This is a genomic window from Pseudomonas sp. 4CAES_32.4 (assembly GCF_058136335.1).
This window is the reverse complement of sequence record NZ_CM176882.1, coordinates 3,524,628-3,540,224: the sequence shown is the minus strand read 5'-3', so window position 1 is coordinate 3,540,224 and position 15,597 is coordinate 3,524,628. Positions and strand designations below refer to the sequence as shown.

Here is a 15,597-nt window from a genome sequence, read left to right as displayed (position 1 = left end):
CCGGATTTGTCTTGACTGAGCTGACGTCTTCGCGAGCAAGCTCGCTCCCACAGGGGATCGCATGCCAGTCTTGCCACTGTGGACAACAAGGGCCGGCATTCGCCTCAGAAAAACTCATCAAGCATCTGATAGAAGGCGATTCGCTGCGGGTGGGGCAAATCAATCGAAACTTCGTCGTCAGCCGGGCTGTCCAGACCGTTACACCAGCGAAAAGACGAGGATCGAGATGACAACGACAGTAGGAGATTTTCTGGTTGAGCGGCTCAGCCAATGGGGCGTCACGCGGATCTTCGGTTATCCGGGCGACGGCATCAACGGCGTGTTCGGAGCGCTCGCTCGAGCCAAGGGCAAGATCGAATTCGTTCAGGCGCGGCACGAGGAAATGGCCGCGTTCATGGCCTCGGCCCACGCCAAATTCACCGGCGAGCTGGGTGTGTGCATTGCCACCTCCGGCCCAGGCGCGTCTCATCTGATTACCGGGTTGTATGACGCACGAATGGACCACATGCCAGTACTGGCCATCGTCGGCCAGCAGGCGCGCACCGCGTTGGGCAGCCACTACCAGCAAGAGCTTGATCTGGTGTCGATGTTCAAGGACGTTGCCGGCGCATTCGTGCAACAGGCTTCGGCGCCTTCGCAGGTGCGGCATCTGCTTGATCGGGCGGTGCGCACGGCCGTGGGCGAGCGCCGCGTGACCGCGCTGATTCTGCCCAATGATCTGCAGGATCTCGAATATCAGGCGCCGGCCCGTGCCCACGGCACCGCGCATTCGGGTGTTGGATACAGCAAACCGAAAGTGCTGCCCTACGAAGCCGATCTGCAGCGTGCGGCGGATGTGCTGAACGCCGGCGAAAAAGTTGCGATTCTGGTCGGCGCCGGTGCTTTGGAGGCGACCGACGAGGTCATCGCCATCGCCGAAAAACTGGGTGCCGGCGTCGCCAAAGCGCTGCTCGGCAAAGCCGTCGTGCCAGATGATCTGCCGTGGGTCACCGGCAGCATCGGCCTGCTCGGCACCGAGCCCAGCTACAAACTGATGAGCGAATGCGACACTTTGCTGATGATTGGTTCGGGTTTTCCGTATTCCGAATTCCTGCCAAAAGAGGGGCAGGCGCGCGGCGTGCAGATCGATTTGCAGCCGGACATGCTCAGCCTGCGCTATCCGATGGAGGTCAATCTGGTCGGTGACTCGGCCGAAACCCTTGCGGCGTTGCTGCCGTTGCTCGAACAGAAAACTTCGGGCAAGTGGCGCAAGAAGGTCGAGGGCTGGCGCGGCAGCTGGGAGAAAACCCTGGAAAAACGCGCGATGGCCAAAGCAGATCCGGTCAATCCGCAACGGGTGGTGTATGAGCTGTCACCGCGGGTCCCGGATGAGGCAATCATCACCAGCGACTCCGGCTCCTGTGCCAACTGGTATGCCCGCGACCTGAAGATCCGTCGCGGCATGAAGTGCTCGCTGTCCGGTGGACTGGCGTCCATGGGCGCTGCGGTGCCGTATGCGATTGCGGCAAAATTCGCCTATCCCGAACGCGCGGTGATTGCGCTGGTCGGCGACGGAGCGATGCAAATGAACAACATGGCCGAGCTGATCACCGTCGCCAAATACTGGCGGCAGTGGCAGAGCCCGAAATGGATCTGTGCGGTGTTCAACAACGAGGATCTCAACCAGGTGACGTGGGAGCAGCGGGTGATGGAGGGCGATCCGAAGTTCGAGGCTTCGCAGAGTATCCCCGATGTGCCGTATCACTTGTTTGCGATTTCCATTGGCCTGAAAGGGATTTTCGTTGATCGCGAAGAGGACGTCGCCGCCGCTTGGGAACAGGCCTTGGCGAGCGAAGTGCCGGTGCTGATCGAGTTCAAGACCGACCCGAACGTAGCGCCGCTACCGCCGCACATCAAACTTGAGCAGGCGAAGAAATTTGCCACGACGTTGCTCAAGGGCGATCCGGACGAGGCGGGTATCCTGGTGCAAACCGCCAAGCAGGTTCTCGGCTCGGTACTGCCCGGCAAAAAGAGGTGAGCATTTGATTTTCGTCGGTTGTGCCGGGTGGAGCCTGGGGCGTGAGTATTGGCCGGTATTTCCAGCCGAGGGATCGCACCTGCAACGTTACGCCGCTCGGCTCAACTGTGCGGAAATCAACAGTTCGTTCTACCGCCCGCATCGCCGCTCGACCTATGAGCGTTGGGCGGATTCGGTGCCGGACGGATTTCGTTTTTCGGTGAAGATGCCCAAGCAGATCAGCCATGAACGCCGTTTGGTCGATTGCGAGGCGGCGCTCGATGAGTTCCTTTCGCAGAGCAACGGCTTGGCTGATCGATTGGGGTGTTTGCTGCTGCAGTTGCCGCCGTCGCTGACGTTTGATCCGGCCTGCGCCGAGGCGTTTTTCGGCGCATTGCGTCAGCGCTTCGACGGCGCAGTGGTGCTGGAACCTCGCCATGAGTCCTGGGTGAGCGCTGAATCATTGCTGTTGGCTGATCGGGTCGCTCAGGCAGCCGTTGACCCTTCGCGTATCAGCAGTGACGCTTCACCCATGGGCCGGCAGGAAACCCGATATTGGCGGCTGCACGGTTCTCCGCGCATTTACCACAGTGCCTACGAGGACGCTTACTTGCAGCAGCTCGCCAGCGCATTGCGGGCCGCCGATACCCAAGGAACCTCGACCTGGTGCATGTTCGACAACACCGCCAGTGGTGCTGCGCTGGGTAACGCGTTGGCACTGGCGGCGCTGTTGTCGGGTTAGCAGCCTTTCAGGCAGCGGATCGTCCGAGAGAGGAAATCCACTCGAAGATCCGGTCAGTTGCCATCCGCCACCTTGCGCTCGATCTCATCGACCTTACGCTGCAACTCTTCGGCATCCTGCTCTTTGACGCGGGTGGACGAGGGCGTGATGACTTCATCCACGCCTTTGGTGTCATCGTCGCGGTCTTCCAGATCGCGCTCGACAACATTCACCGGTTTGCCGGACGTGTCGGTGGGTGGGGCGTTCGGGGTTTTATCGTCGTTGTGGTTCATGGTGTTGACCTCCAGGGGTGTAAACATTGGAGGCAACGCGGTGGCAGGCGTTCGATATTTTTGCGACGCAACCACCGCCATCGCCATCGGCCTGGCTCCCCACAAACCCCTGTGACGAGTTGCTCCCACAATGGAATTTCGCGGATGTCAGAAGGATTTGCTGACGCTGGCGACGACGGTTGCCGTGCACACATCCTTGAAACCCCAATTGCTCAGGCACTGGCTCTGCGAAAGATCCGTGTCGATATAGCTCAGCCCCAGCACCACGCCAGCCAGATTGTGGGTGAGTTTGATTTCCCATTCCCGGTACGACTCTTCAGCGCTACCGGACGCCGAATACAAATGCGGATCCTTGAAATCCATGTTGCCGTAACGCAGCTTCAGGCCCGAGTCGTACGGCAATTCAGTTTCATAGCCAATGTAGGTGTACAGCGAGTTCTGTTTGCTATCGATCCCCGGTGCGTCGCTGGAGTAATACGCCGCCAGTTTCACCCCATACACGCCGAGAATCCCGTAGACCTCGCTCTGGTTGAACTGACTTTCCTTGGGATAGGCGTATTTGATGTAGCCCAGATCAAAGCTGACATCCTCGGTCGCCTGCCACAGCCAACCGGCGTAGTAATCGACTTCCTGACGGGTTTTCAGGCCGCCGCCGAAATCGACATTGGAACTCCAGGCGCCGAGGTACAGACCGCTGCTGTGAGCGAGGGTCAAACCGGCCTGCACGGCAGGGTCATTCTGGGTTTGCGAGATGCCACGGGTGCGGTAGTCGCTGGCGAGATTGAGATCCACCAACAGCGCAAAGTCATCGTTCAAAGGGATCGCTTGGCTGCTCAGGGGCAGCACGCTCAAGAAACTCAGGGCGAACAGGGGCAAGGCTTTCATTTGAAGTCCCGGTGTTGTGATTATTTTTGGGCAGAATGAGAAACCTGTAGGAGCTGCCGAAGGTTCGGGCCGCGATCGGACGATCTTTCGATCTTGATCCTGAAAACAAGATCAAAAGATCGCAGCCTGCGGCAGCTCCTACAGGGGGAACAGTGTTGTTATTTTGTGGCGGTGTAGACCTGACGACCGCCGAACCAGGTCTGCAGCACCTGAGTGTCATGCAGGGCCTTGTCGTCGACGCTGAACACGTCGCGGTCGAGGACGATAAAGTCCGCCTGCTTGCCCGGCGTCAGCGAACCGATCTGCTTCTCCAGGCCAATCGTGCGCGCCGCGTTGAGGGTGTAGGCATAGAACATTGTGTCGCGGTCCAGGCGTTCGTCGGCATTAAGCACGCCCAACGGGCCGACGCGAGTAATCGCCTGGGCCATGGCGTTGAATGGATTTGGCGATGACACCGGCCAGTCACTGGCGCCGGCAATCGTCGCGCCCTGTTTCAACAGCGAGTGCGCCGGGTACTGATAGCGAAAGGCGAGGGCGCTGACGTAGGGCTTGATCATGTCGGTGGTGTAATCGTCGGCGCTGGCCCACAGCAGTTGCATCGAGGCAATGACGTTGAGCGGTTTGAAGCGGGCGAACTCTTTCGGGTTGACCATTTGCAGGTGGGTGATCGAGTGGGTCACGCCGCTCTGGCGATCCTTGCGCGCCTGAGCGATGCCGTTCAACGATTCACGTACCGCGCGGTCGCCGATCGCGTGGATGTGCACCAGCCAGCCGCGCTGGTCGATGGCGCTGACCAGTTCACCAAAATGCTGCGGATCGATCAGCAGCTCGCCCTGTTTGTGCGAGTTGCTGTAGGGGTCGATCATCGCCGCGCTCTGCGCCGGAAATTCGATCACGCCGTCGGCGAAGATCTTGATCCCCGGCAGCGTCAGATTGGGAATGCCCTGAAATTGCTGGCGCACCTTGTCCAGTGTGTCGAGGTCGGCGGGCAAACTTTTCGGGTTGGCCACCAGCAACGCGGCGACGTGCACGCTCATGTCGCCGCTTTCCGACAAGGCCTTATAGGCCGGCAACACGCCGACGGTTTTCTCGGTCGGCTTGAGAGCAAATACTGCTTCGCCCGGCGCGGCGTTGGCGGCCGGGTCCATCCATGCGGTGATGCCGAGGCTGTTGTTGTAGCGCACTGCAGATTTCGCCGCCGTCAACATGTCGGCGGGGCTTGGCACCGGCATTTTCGCGGCGACCCGGTCCCAACCGGCGTCGACCACAAAGCCGTTGGGCTCGCCATTTGACAGTTTGCCGATGGTGTCTTTCTCCGCGTCCGGCAAGGTTTTCAGCAGTGCCGCGTCGATGCCGGCGCGCTTGAGCATCACATTGTTGGCCCACGCCGTATGGTGGTCGCTGCCGATAAACACCACCGGCACGTTGGCCCATTCGCCGCTGTTGAAGGTGTTGCCCAACGCCTCGGCTTGCGCCCAATAAGCCGAACTCATGCCGGCAATGCTCAGCACATCGCCGTGCTTGGCTTTGCCGTCTTCGCGCCAGTCGCGCAGGCGTTTTTGCAGCTCATCGAGGCTGACGACTTCGTCCTCCATGTTCACCGAAACCATTTCCAGTCCACCGAAAATCGCATGGGAATGGCTGTCGATCAGGCCGGGCATCAGCGCTTTGCCCTTGAGGTCGATCACTTGGGTGCCGGGTTCGATCAACGCTTTGATCTGCGCGTCGCTGCCGACTTTCAGCACTTTGCCGTTCTCCACGGCCAGCGCCTGCACTTTGGGTTGCGCGCGATCGGCGGTGAAAATCTTGCCGTTGAGCAGGATCAGATCAGGGGCGGCCATGGCTTCCATCGAGGCAAAACTTACAGCAGCTACCAGCAGACTCGGGACGAATCTTTTCATTGAAGATTTCCTTGTTATTGCGTCTGATGGCGAGATTAGTGGCTGGCGACCGCTGACAGAACGCCTCCCTCACGAAAAACGTTTTTGCCTGAATGGAAAAAGCATGGACAAGTTGGGCGCATTGAAAATGTTCGTGGTCACCGCGCAGCTCGGCAGTTTCAGCCGTGCCGCCGAGCAATTGGGCAAGACCCCGTCGGCGCTGACCAAAGCGGTCAATCACCTGGAATCGGAGCTGGGCGCACGGCTGTTCGAGCGCAGCACCCGGCGGATTCTGCTCACCGAAATCGGCCGGGTGTACCTGGAAACCGCGCGGCTGGTGTTGCAGCGGCTGGACGAGGCCAGCGAGGAAATCGAACAGTTGCAGCACGGCTTGCGCGGCAGCCTGAAAATCACCGCGCCATTGGCGTATGGCCGGGCGTTTCTCGATCAGGTGTGCGACGGCTTTTTGCAGCAATACCCGCAGATCAGCCTGCAAGTGGATCTGTGTGATGCGTTCGTTAATCTGCTGGAAAGTGGCTACGACCTGGCGTTGCGCGAGGGCCACGATGATTTGCCGGGGCTGATTGCGCGGGTGGTGGGCAGCAATCGTCTGGCCTTGTGCGGCAGCCCGGAGTATCTGGCGCGCAAAGACATTGCGGTCAATCCGCAGACCCTTGAACAGCATGAATGGCTGCTCTATCAGCACCCGTTGCTCAGCCGCGAATTCTGGTGGGCCGAGCGTGACGGACAGCGCTTGAGCCTGGCGCAACCGACGGCGCCGCTATTGCGCAGTGACAATTACGATTTGTTGCTGGCCAGTGCCCTGGCCGGACGCGGTTTGCTGCACACGCCGCTGTGGAGCGCCGCGCCGTACATCGCCGACGGGCGACTGGTGCGGGTCATGGCGGATTACGAGATCGACCCGGATACGTTTGGGCCGCATATCCTGGCGGTGTACCCCAGCCATCGACGGGCCACGGCCAAGGTTGTCGCGTTCATTGATTACATCGCCGAATTCCTCGCCGAGCGCGGCCTGAGCTGATACCCCCGCACTGATCGTTCCCACGCTCCGCGTGGGAATGCAGCCCGTGACGCTCCGCGTCACTGGACGCAGAGCGTCCCTAGAGGCATTCCCACGCGGAGCGTGGGAACGATCAATGGATTTCCGGGGATCCTGACTAGCGGCGCTTGTCAGAAAAAAGCCGAAAGAGTACAAATGTACTCCATGACAAACCTGACTCCCCGCCGTACCGCCATCCTGACGTTTATCCGCGATCGCATCGCTGAACACGGTCAGCCCCCAAGCCTCGCTGAAATCAGCGAGGCTTTTGGTTTTGCCTCGCGAAGCGTGGCGCGCAAGCATGTGCTCGCGCTCACTGAGGCCGGGTTTATCGAGGTCAACCCGCATCAGGCCCGGGGCATTCGCCTGCTCGGGCAACCGCCGCGTCCGGAGTTGCTCGACATCCCCGTGCTCGGCCGTGTCGCTGCCGGTGCGCCGATTGGCGCCGATGCCGACATCCATAGCCGCTTGATGCTCGACCCGGCGCTGTTCTCCCGCACGCCCGATTACATGCTGCGGGTGCAGGGCGATTCGATGATCGAGGACGGCATTCTCGACGGCGATCTGGTCGGCGTGCGGCGCAATCCCGAAGCGCTCAACGGCCAGATCGTCGTGGCGCGGCTCGACGGTGAAGTCACCATCAAACGCTTCGAACGGCTCGGGGATGAAGTGCGCCTGTTGCCGCGCAACCCGGCGTATCAGCCGATTGTCGTGCGCGACGATCAGGACCTGGCCATCGAAGGGGTGTTCTGCGGTCTGGTGAGGCAAGGCTGATGGGCGCCGTCGTTGCGTTGGATACGCTGTTCAATGGCGGCCAGGTCTGGAAGGGCCGGCCTGCGCCACCGGCTGCCAGCCCACAACCGACCGGGCATGCGGCGCTGGACGCGGCATTGCCCAGCGGTGGCTGGCCGGAAGCAGCCTTGAGCGAAATCCTCCTGGCCGGCCCTGGTGTCGGCGAACTGCAACTGGTCTGGCCGACGCTGGCGCGATTGGCGGCGGCGGGCGAGCGCATCGTGCTGGTGGCGCCGCCGTTCGTGCCGTACCCGCAGGCGTGGGAAAACGCCGGGGTGGATCTGCGCCAGTTGTCAGTAATCCAAGCCAGCGAGCGCGATGCCTTGTGGGCGGCGGAACAGTGTTTGCGTTCGGGCAGTTGCGGCGCGGTGCTGTGCTGGCCACACAAGGCTGATGACCGCGCGTTGCGACGTTTGCAGGTGGCGGCAGAAACCGGCCAGACCCTGGCATTCGCCTGGCGTCCGTTGAGCGAGGCGGTCAACCCGTCACCGGCGGCGCTGCGCATTGCCATCGATTCCAAACCTGCACAGTTGCGCGTCCTCAAGTGCCGTGGCGGATTGGCGCGTACGGCGCCGATTGCCTTTGCCGTGGGGCACTGAGGTCGCCATGCGCTGGGTCTGCATTCTATTCCCGCAATTGGCCTTGGACGCGGTGCTGCGTCAGCGCCCCGATCCTGATCAGCCGTTGGTGCTGCTCAGCGGCCCGGCCCAGCGCCGAGTGCTGCAAGCGGTCAATCCGGCGGCGCGCAAACTCGGTTTGCGTGCCGGCCAGTCGATGACCGCCGCCCAGGCGATGAGCAAAGGTTTTGCCACCGCTGATTACGAAGCTGCCGAGGTCGAGCACTGGCAGCAGTTTCTCGCCGCGTGGGCCTACGGTTTCAGCGCCCAGGTCAGCGTGCATTATCCGCGCACCGTGGTGTTCGAGATCGAATCGAGCTTGGGCCTGTTCGGTTCCTGGGCGCAGTTCGAAGCGCGCCTGCGCAAGGAACTGACGGACCTGGGCTTTCGTCATCGCATCGTCGCCGCGCCGAATCCAGTGGCGGCGCGGGTGCTGGCCAATGCTTACGACGGCTTGGTGGTGCCGGACGCCGAGGCCTTGCAGCATCACCTCGGCCAGTTGCCTGTCGACCGCGTCGGGCTGGAGCCGAATGTGGCGACGGCGCTGTCGCGAATGGGCCTGCGCAATCTCAATCAGGTGCAGAGCCTGCCGCGTCAGGCACTGGCCCGACGTTTCGAAGCGCAGATGCTCAAGCACCTCGACACCTTGTTCGGTGCCCGCCCGTTGGCGCTGGATTTTTACCTGCCGCCGGATCGCTTTGATGTACGCATCGAACTGAATTTCGACGTGCAATCCCATCAGGCGCTGCTATTCCCGTTACGCCGTCTGACCGGCGATCTCTCGGCGTTTCTCTGCGGGCGCGACAGCGGCGTGCAGCGTTTCGATCTGCATCTGGAGCACGCCGGGCTGCCGGACACTGTCATTAAGGTCGGCCTGCTCAGCGCCGAGCGTGATCCGGCGATGCTCTTCGAACTGGCCCGTGGGCGCCTGGAGCAAGTGCAGGTCGAGGCGCCGGTGCGCGGTTTTCGCCTGCGTGCCGAGGACTTGCCGAGCTTCGTCCCGCAGTTTCAGGAACTGTTCGACGACCGTCCGCAGCAGACTTTGCCCTGGGAGCAATTGCGCGAACGCCTGCGCGCACGGCTGGGCGATGACGCCGTGCAGGGGCTGCGCTTTCAGGCCGATCATCGCCCCGAGTGCGCGTGGCAGCATGGCGTCGATAAACAACGTTGCGCCGCGCTGCCGGGTGTCCATCGTCCGGGCTGGTTGCTCGGCGAGCCACAAAGCGTGCCGCACGGTTCGGCGCAGATTCTCATGGGCCCGGAACGCATCGAATCGGGTTGGTGGGACGGTGACGATGTGCGCCGCGATTATTACCTGATCCAGAACCGCGCCGGGCAGCAGGGCTGGGCGTATCGCGCGGTGGGTGAGGACGGTCCGTTGTGGCTGCAGGGCTGGTTTGCATGAGCAACGGCTATGCCGAGTTGCACTGCCTGTCGAACTTCAGTTTCCAGCGCGGTGCCTCCAGTGCTCTTGAGCTGTTCCAGCGTGCGAAAAAGCACGGCTATCAGGCGCTGGCGATCACCGACGAATGCACGCTGGCCGGGATCGTTCGCGCCTGGCAAGCGGCGAAATCGGTTGAGCTGCCGCTGATCATCGGCAGTGAAGTGCGCATCGACAACGGCCCGAAACTGGTGTTGCTGGTAGAGAACCTTGCCGGTTATCAGGCCCTGTGCGGTTTGATCACCCGTGCGCGGCGACGCACGCAAAAGGGCCAATATCAGGTGCTGCGCGAAGACTTCAGCGAGCCGCAACCGGGGTTGCTGGTGTTGTGGGTGCCGGACGCGCTCGATGAGGTGGAGGAGGGCCGCTGGCTCAAACAGACCTTCGGCGAACGCCTGTGGCTGGCGGTGCAGTTGCATCGCGGCCAGGACGATCAGCAGCGCCTGGCGAGGTTGTTGAGTCTGGCCACCGAGTTGCAGATTCCGGCCGTGGCCAGCGGCGACGTGCACATGCACGCCCGAGGCCGACGCGCCTTGCAGGACACCATGACCGCGATCCGCCATCACGTGCCGGTGGCCGAGGCCGGATTGCGTCTGCATCCCAATGGTGAACGGCATTTGCGCAGTGTTGAAGCGTTGCAGGGTTTTTATCCGCAGGCCTTGCTCGACGAATCGGTGAGTCTGGCCCGACGCTGTACCTTCGATCTGGGCGAGTTGCGTTATCAGTATCCGAAAGAACTGGTGCCTGAGGGGCACAGCGCCAGTTCCTGGCTAAGGCAACTGACCAAGGAAGGCATCGCCTGGCGCTGGAAGAAAGGTGCGCCTTTCAAGGTGCTGAGGCAGATCAACAAGGAGCTGAAGCTGATCGCCGAACTTGGCTACGAAAGCTATTTTCTCACCGTGCACGACGTGGTGCGCTTCGCTCGCGGCGAGCACATCCTGTGTCAGGGGCGCGGTTCGGCGGCCAACTCGGCGGTGTGTTTTGCCTTGGGCATCACCGAGATCGACCCCGACCACACCACGCTGCTGTTCGAACGTTTCATGTCGAAAGAGCGCAATGAGCCGCCGGACATCGACGTCGATTTCGAGCACGAACGGCGCGAAGAAGTCCTGCAATACGTGTTTCGCCGTTATGGCCGTCATCGTGCGGCGCTGACCGCGGTGGTCAGCACCCACCACGCCGCCGGCGCGGTGCGCGATGTGGCCAAGGCCTTGGGCCTGCCGCCGGATCAAATCAACGCACTGGCCGATTGCTGCGGCCACTGGAGCGATGAAACACCGCCGCTCGAGCGTTTGCTCGAAGGTGGTTTCGATCCCGAAAGCCCGGTGCTGCGCCGGGTGCTGAGCCTGACCGGGCAACTGATCGGCTTCCCCCGGCACCTGTCGCAACATCCCGGCGGCTTCGTGATTTCCGAAGAGCCGCTGAACACGCTGGTGCCGGTCGAGAACGCGGCCATGGCTGATCGCACGATCATTCAGTGGGACAAGGATGATCTCGACGCGGTCGGCCTGCTCAAGGTGGATATACTCGCCCTCGGCATGCTCAGTGCGATTCGTCGCTGCTTCGATCTGCTGCGCCGTCATCGCCATCAGGACTTGAGCCTGGCGACGATACCGCCCGAAGACAAACCAACCTACGAAATGATCAGCCGCGCCGACACCGTCGGCGTGTTCCAGATCGAGTCGCGGGCACAGATGTCGATGCTGCCGCGCCTGAAACCGGCGACGTTCTACGACCTGGTGATTGAGGTGGCCATCGTCCGTCCGGGGCCGATTCAGGGCGGGATGGTGCATCCGTATCTGCGCCGCCGAAATAAAGAAGAAAAGGAAACCTACCCATCGCCGGAGCTGGAAGTGGTGCTCAAACGCACCCTCGGCGTACCGCTGTTTCAGGAACAGGTGATGCAGATCGCCATCGTCGCCGCCGATTACAGCCCCGGCGAGGCCGATCAATTGCGTCGCTCCATGGCCGCGTGGAAGCGCCACGGCGGCCTCGAACCGCACAAGGAACGCCTCGCTGCCGGCATGAAGAAAAACGGCTACACCCCGGAGTTCGCCGCGCAGATTTTCGAGCAGATCAAAGGCTTCGGCAGTTACGGCTTTCCCGAGTCCCACGCCGCCAGTTTCGCCTTGCTGACCTACGCCAGTTGCTGGCTCAAGTGCCACGAACCGGCGGCGTTCGCCTGTGCGCTGATCAACAGTTGGCCGATGGGTTTCTACAGCCCCGATCAGATTCTGCAGGATGCGCGCCGGCATCAATTGCAGATTCGCCCGGTGGACGTGCGTGCCAGTGACTGGGATTGCAGCCTGGAAACCATTACGGCGGCGCAACCGGCGATTCGCATGGGCTTGCGCATGATCAAGGGCTTTCGCGAGGACGACGCCCGGCGCATCGAAGCGGCGCGTTCGCGTGGGGCGTTTGCCGATGTCGCCGATCTTGGCGAACGGGCTGCGCTGGACAGCCGGGCGCAGGCGCTGTTGGCAGACTCCGGAGCGTTGCGCGGGTTGGCCGGGCACCGGCATCGGGCACGTTGGGAAGTCGCCGGGGTGCAGAAACAGCTTGGCTTGTTCGCCGGGCTGCCGAGCCAGGAGGAGGCCGACGTGGTGCTGCCCAAACCGAGTGTCGGTGAGGATTTGCATGCGGATTACACCACCGTCGGCACCACGCTGGGCCCGCATCCACTGGCGCTGTTGCGTGGCGAATTGAAGGCGCGACGCTGCCGCAGTTCGCAGGAATTGCTCGACGTTGAACACGGCAGGCCGGTGAGCATCGCCGGGCTGGTCACCGGGCGCCAACGACCGGGCACTGCCAGCGGCGTGACCTTCGTGACCCTGGAAGATGAATTCGGCAACGTCAACGTGGTGGTCTGGCGCGACCTGGCCGAACGCCAACGGCAAGTGCTGGTCGGCTCCCAACTGCTCAGGGTCGATGGCCGCTGGGAGCGCGAAGGCGACGTGCGTCATTTGATCGCTGGACGCCTGAGCGACCTCAGCCCGCTCCTCAACGGCATTCGCGTGCAGAGCCGCGATTTCCACTGATCCTTTCTCCCAAGCCGAACACAAAACCCCTGTAGGAGTGAGCCTGCTCGCGATAGCGGTGTGTCAGACAACATCAACGTAAATGACGCACCGCTATCGCGAGCAGGCTCACTCCTACAGGGGATTGTGTATGTTCAAGGCAGCCAATTCATTGGCGTCAAAAATATCTGTTCGCAATGGTGGCACTTTGGCATAATGCCGGCCCTTTGCAGCTCCCGCCGCGCGTTGCCGCGCCGGGACATCCCCGTTTTTCAAAAGGAATACTCAGTGAGAATGATCTCTCGGATGCTGGTTTCAGGCGTGGCGATTGCCGTACTTGGCACCCTTGCCACCACACTCTCCGGTTGCGCCACGGAAAGCTCCCGCGCCTTGCCGGTGGCCAAGGTTGAAAGCGCTTCGCAGATCTGGACCGGCGTTCGCGTGCCAATGGCCGTGGGCAAGTTCGACAACCGCTCCAGCTACATGCGCGGGATCTTCTCCGACGGCGTCGATCGTCTCGGCGGCCAGGCCAAGACCATCCTGATCACTCACTTGCAGCAGACCAACCGCTTCAGCGTGCTGGATCGCGACAACATGGGTGAAATCCAGCAGGAAGCGGCCATCAAAGGCCAGGCCCAGCGCCTCAAAGGTGCTGATTACGTGGTTACCGGTGACGTCACCGAGTTCGGTCGCAAAGAGACTGGCGATCACCAATTGTTCGGCATTCTCGGCCGTGGCAAGACCCAGGTCGCATACGCCAAGGTCAACCTGAACATCGTCAACATCAGCACCTCCGAAGTGGTCTATTCGACCCAGGGCGCCGGCGAATACGCCTTGTCCAACCGCGAAATCATCGGTTTCGGCGGCACCGCTGCCTACGACTCCACCCTCAACGGCAAAGTACTGGATCTGGCCATGCGCGAGGCGATCAATCGTCTGGTCGATGGCATGAACGCCGGTGCCTGGAAACCGGGCAACTGATCGACGCCCATTGCAAGGAGCAACACCCATGAATCTGACTTTGTCGCGCTCGCTAATGGCGCTGACGCTGGCCGCCAGCGCCTTGCTGGCCGGTTGCAGCAGCCCGCAAACCCTGTACCAGTGGGAAGGCTACGAGCCCCAGGTCTACGAATATTTCAAAGGCGAGGAGCCGAAAGAGGCCCAGGCCGAAGCACTGGAACGCGACCTGCAAAAGATCCGCTCCACCGGCAAAGCCGTCCCGCCGGGCTACCACGCGCACTTGGGCCTGCTCTACCTGAGCATGGGCAAGGACGATCAGATGGTGCAGCAGTTCAACACCGAGAAAACCCTGTTCCCCGAGTCCGGCACGTACATGGATTTTCTGCTTAAAAACGCCAAGGCCGGAGTCGTGCAATGATCTCGCGCACCTTGAAACTGCTGGCCGGCGCACTGGCACTGACGCTGCTCGGTGGCTGTGTCGCGCCGAAGACTGTGGATTACTCGGCGTACAAACAGGCGCGGCCCAAGACCATTCTGGTGTTGCCACCGCTGAACACCTCGCCGGACGTGAAGGCGTCGTACAGCCTGCTGTCGCAAGTGACGTTCCCGCTGGCCGAGGCTGGTTATTACGTGTTGCCGATTGCGCTGGTGGACGAAACTTTCCGCCAGAACGGCCTGACCACGCCGGATGACATTCATCAGGCACCGCCGCACAAGCTGCAGGAAATCTTCGGTGCGGACGCGGCGCTGTACATCACCGTGAGCGAATACGGCACGCGCTACATGGTGATCAGCAGCGAAACGGCAGTGACTGCGACGGCGAAACTGGTTGACCTGAAAAGCGGCACCACGCTGTGGACCGGAGCGGCGCGGGCGTCGAGCGAAGAGGGTGGCAACAACGGTGGTGGCGGTCTGATCGGCATGCTGATCACGGCGGCGGTGAAGCAGATCATCAACAGCTCCACCGATGCCGGCTACCCGATTGCCGGTGTGGCGAGCAATCGTCTGCTGTCCGCCGGGCATCCGGCGGGGCTGCTATACGGCCCGCGTTCGCCGAAGTACGGCACGGACTGAAACGAGCAAAAGATCGCAGCCTGCGGCAGCTCCTACAGGGGAATGCATTGATCGTTCCCACGCTCTGCGTGGGAACGCATCCCGTGACGCTCCGCGTCACAGTGGACGCAGAGCGTCCATAGCGGCATTCCCACGCGGAGCGGGGGAACGATCAGTAGGAGCTGCCGAAGGCTGCGATCTTTTGCTGTTGGCGTTTATTTCGGGGCGGGCCAAAACCGCTCGCCACCCCCCGGCGCTTCCGTCCACGCTTGCAACGAGCGCGTCGGCAGGTCGAAGTAGTCACGGGTGCGTGCATAGCCATGGCCGCCCATGCGCCCGATCGCATCCAGCCCCAACTGATCGATATACAGCGTTTTCGGATCGATCAGCTCATCGCGCACATGCGCCATCAACACCTCGCCAAAAATGATCTCCCGCGACTGGCCGATGTTCAGCGCCATCATCCGTCGGCACTCCAGCGCCACCGGGGCTTCGCCGATGCGTGGGCATTTCACCGTGGTGCCGGCAATCGCCGTCAGCCCCGCAGCGGTCAACTCATCGAAACCGGGTGCGAACGGCACGGCGCAGACGTTCATCGCCTCCACCAACGCATCGCTGACGATGTTCACGGTGAATTCCTGATTGAGCTGGATATTGCGCGTGGTGTCTTTCGGGCTCTGATCGCCGTAGTTTTCCACGCCCAGGGCCAGAATCGGTGGGTCCGCCGAAAGTGCATTGAAGAAACTGAACGGGGCGGCATTCACCCGGCCTTCGCCATCGATGGTGGTCACCAATGCGATGGGCCGGGGCACGACGCTACCGATCAGGATCTTGTATTTTTCCCGTGGGCTGAGTTGGCTGAAATCAAAACTGTGCATGGCA

14 protein-coding genes are annotated in these 15,597 nt (G+C 61.8%); 10 read left to right on the top strand and 4 right to left on the bottom strand.

Features of this window, described 5'->3' with window-relative positions; genetic code table 11:
* Positions 1-226: 226 nt before the first annotated feature.
* The gene (locus AC3Y64_RS15700) at positions 227-2,017 is read left to right on the top strand and encodes a thiamine pyrophosphate-requiring protein (protein WP_489984370.1); all 1,791 of its coding nucleotides are present in this window, start codon (positions 227-229) and stop codon (positions 2,015-2,017) included.
* A gap of 4 nt (positions 2,018-2,021) precedes the next feature.
* Positions 2,022-2,738, top strand: a complete 717-nt coding sequence (locus AC3Y64_RS15695) for a DUF72 domain-containing protein (RefSeq protein WP_489984369.1) — start codon at positions 2,022-2,024, stop codon at positions 2,736-2,738.
* Positions 2,739-2,791: 53 nt separating this feature from the next.
* Here the strand turns inward: AC3Y64_RS15695 and AC3Y64_RS15690 are convergent, their stop codons facing one another.
* From AC3Y64_RS15690 to AC3Y64_RS15680, 3 genes are all read right to left on the bottom strand, one after another.
* A complete protein-coding gene (locus AC3Y64_RS15690) occupies positions 2,792-3,010 on the bottom strand; it encodes a hypothetical protein (RefSeq protein ID WP_489984368.1) in 219 nt (72 codons plus the stop codon).
* A 147-nt stretch (positions 3,011-3,157) separates the two neighbouring features.
* On the bottom strand, positions 3,158-3,895 hold the full coding sequence (locus tag AC3Y64_RS15685; protein ID WP_489984367.1) for a TorF family putative porin: 738 nt from the start codon (positions 3,893-3,895) through the stop codon (positions 3,158-3,160).
* A gap of 158 nt (positions 3,896-4,053) precedes the next feature.
* Positions 4,054-5,796 carry an amidohydrolase gene (locus AC3Y64_RS15680; protein WP_489984366.1) on the bottom strand — a complete coding sequence of 581 codons (1,743 nt, stop codon included), beginning with the start codon at positions 5,794-5,796 and terminating at the stop codon, positions 4,054-4,056.
* Positions 5,797-5,899: 103 nt separating this feature from the next.
* Between AC3Y64_RS15680 and AC3Y64_RS15675 the strand changes: the two genes are divergently transcribed.
* The 8 genes from AC3Y64_RS15675 to AC3Y64_RS15640 all read left to right on the top strand — a co-directional run bounded on the left by AC3Y64_RS15675 (position 5,900) and on the right by AC3Y64_RS15640 (position 14,736).
* Positions 5,900-6,817, top strand: coding sequence for a LysR family transcriptional regulator (locus tag AC3Y64_RS15675; RefSeq protein ID WP_489984365.1), 918 nt, complete (start codon positions 5,900-5,902; stop codon positions 6,815-6,817).
* 174 nt (positions 6,818-6,991) lie between these two features.
* Entirely contained in the window at positions 6,992-7,609 is a 618-nt protein-coding gene (gene lexA, locus AC3Y64_RS15670) for a transcriptional repressor LexA (protein ID WP_489984364.1), read from the top strand.
* A complete protein-coding gene (gene imuA, locus AC3Y64_RS15665; RefSeq protein ID WP_489984363.1) occupies positions 7,609-8,226 on the top strand; it encodes a translesion DNA synthesis-associated protein ImuA in 618 nt (205 codons plus the stop codon). The genes lexA and imuA overlap by 1 nt, the downstream gene beginning before the upstream one ends.
* Positions 8,227-8,233: 7 nt before the next feature.
* Positions 8,234-9,649 (top strand): Y-family DNA polymerase, encoded by a 1,416-nt coding sequence (locus tag AC3Y64_RS15660; RefSeq protein WP_489984362.1) that lies wholly within the window; start codon positions 8,234-8,236, stop codon positions 9,647-9,649.
* Positions 9,625-12,723, top strand: a complete 3,099-nt coding sequence (locus AC3Y64_RS15655) for an error-prone DNA polymerase (RefSeq protein ID WP_489984361.1) — start codon at positions 9,625-9,627, stop codon at positions 12,721-12,723. The genes AC3Y64_RS15660 and AC3Y64_RS15655 overlap by 25 nt, the downstream gene beginning before the upstream one ends.
* Positions 12,724-12,996: 273 nt before the next feature.
* Complete coding sequence (locus AC3Y64_RS15650; RefSeq protein ID WP_161806640.1) at positions 12,997-13,683, top strand: CsgG/HfaB family protein; 687 nt, start codon at positions 12,997-12,999, stop codon at positions 13,681-13,683.
* 28 nt (positions 13,684-13,711) lie between these two features.
* The gene (locus tag AC3Y64_RS15645; RefSeq protein WP_064387696.1) at positions 13,712-14,080 is read left to right on the top strand and encodes a DUF4810 domain-containing protein; all 369 of its coding nucleotides are present in this window, start codon (positions 13,712-13,714) and stop codon (positions 14,078-14,080) included.
* On the top strand, positions 14,077-14,736 hold the full coding sequence (locus AC3Y64_RS15640; RefSeq protein WP_064387695.1) for a DUF799 domain-containing protein: 660 nt from the start codon (positions 14,077-14,079) through the stop codon (positions 14,734-14,736). The genes AC3Y64_RS15645 and AC3Y64_RS15640 overlap by 4 nt, the downstream gene beginning before the upstream one ends.
* A 194-nt stretch (positions 14,737-14,930) precedes the next feature.
* On the opposite strand, the gene AC3Y64_RS15635 is transcribed toward AC3Y64_RS15640, so the two are convergent.
* Complete coding sequence (locus AC3Y64_RS15635) at positions 14,931-15,593, bottom strand: flavin reductase family protein (RefSeq protein WP_064387694.1); 663 nt, start codon at positions 15,591-15,593, stop codon at positions 14,931-14,933.
* Between the last annotated feature and the right edge of the window lie 4 nt (positions 15,594-15,597).

Bases quoted from the DNA above. Each gene is read 5' to 3' on its own strand.
- AC3Y64_RS15700 (WP_489984370.1), top strand. From the start codon at position 227: ATGACAACGACAGTAGGAGATTTTCTGGTTGAGCGGCTCAGCCAATGG.
- AC3Y64_RS15690 (WP_489984368.1), bottom strand. From the start codon at position 3,010: ATGAACCACAACGACGATAAAACCCCGAACGCCCCACCCACCGACACG.
- AC3Y64_RS15685 (WP_489984367.1), bottom strand. From the start codon at position 3,895: ATGAAAGCCTTGCCCCTGTTCGCCCTGAGTTTCTTGAGCGTGCTGCCC.
- AC3Y64_RS15680 (WP_489984366.1), bottom strand. From the start codon at position 5,796: ATGAAAAGATTCGTCCCGAGTCTGCTGGTAGCTGCTGTAAGTTTTGCC.
- AC3Y64_RS15675 (WP_489984365.1), top strand. From the start codon at position 5,900: ATGGACAAGTTGGGCGCATTGAAAATGTTCGTGGTCACCGCGCAGCTC.
- lexA (WP_489984364.1), top strand. From the start codon at position 6,992: ATGTACTCCATGACAAACCTGACTCCCCGCCGTACCGCCATCCTGACG.
- imuA (WP_489984363.1), top strand. From the start codon at position 7,609: ATGGGCGCCGTCGTTGCGTTGGATACGCTGTTCAATGGCGGCCAGGTC.
- AC3Y64_RS15660 (WP_489984362.1), top strand. From the start codon at position 8,234: ATGCGCTGGGTCTGCATTCTATTCCCGCAATTGGCCTTGGACGCGGTG.
- AC3Y64_RS15650 (WP_161806640.1), top strand. From the start codon at position 12,997: ATGATCTCTCGGATGCTGGTTTCAGGCGTGGCGATTGCCGTACTTGGC.
- AC3Y64_RS15645 (WP_064387696.1), top strand. From the start codon at position 13,712: ATGAATCTGACTTTGTCGCGCTCGCTAATGGCGCTGACGCTGGCCGCC.
- AC3Y64_RS15640 (WP_064387695.1), top strand. From the start codon at position 14,077: ATGATCTCGCGCACCTTGAAACTGCTGGCCGGCGCACTGGCACTGACG.
- AC3Y64_RS15635 (WP_064387694.1), bottom strand. From the start codon at position 15,593: ATGCACAGTTTTGATTTCAGCCAACTCAGCCCACGGGAAAAATACAAG.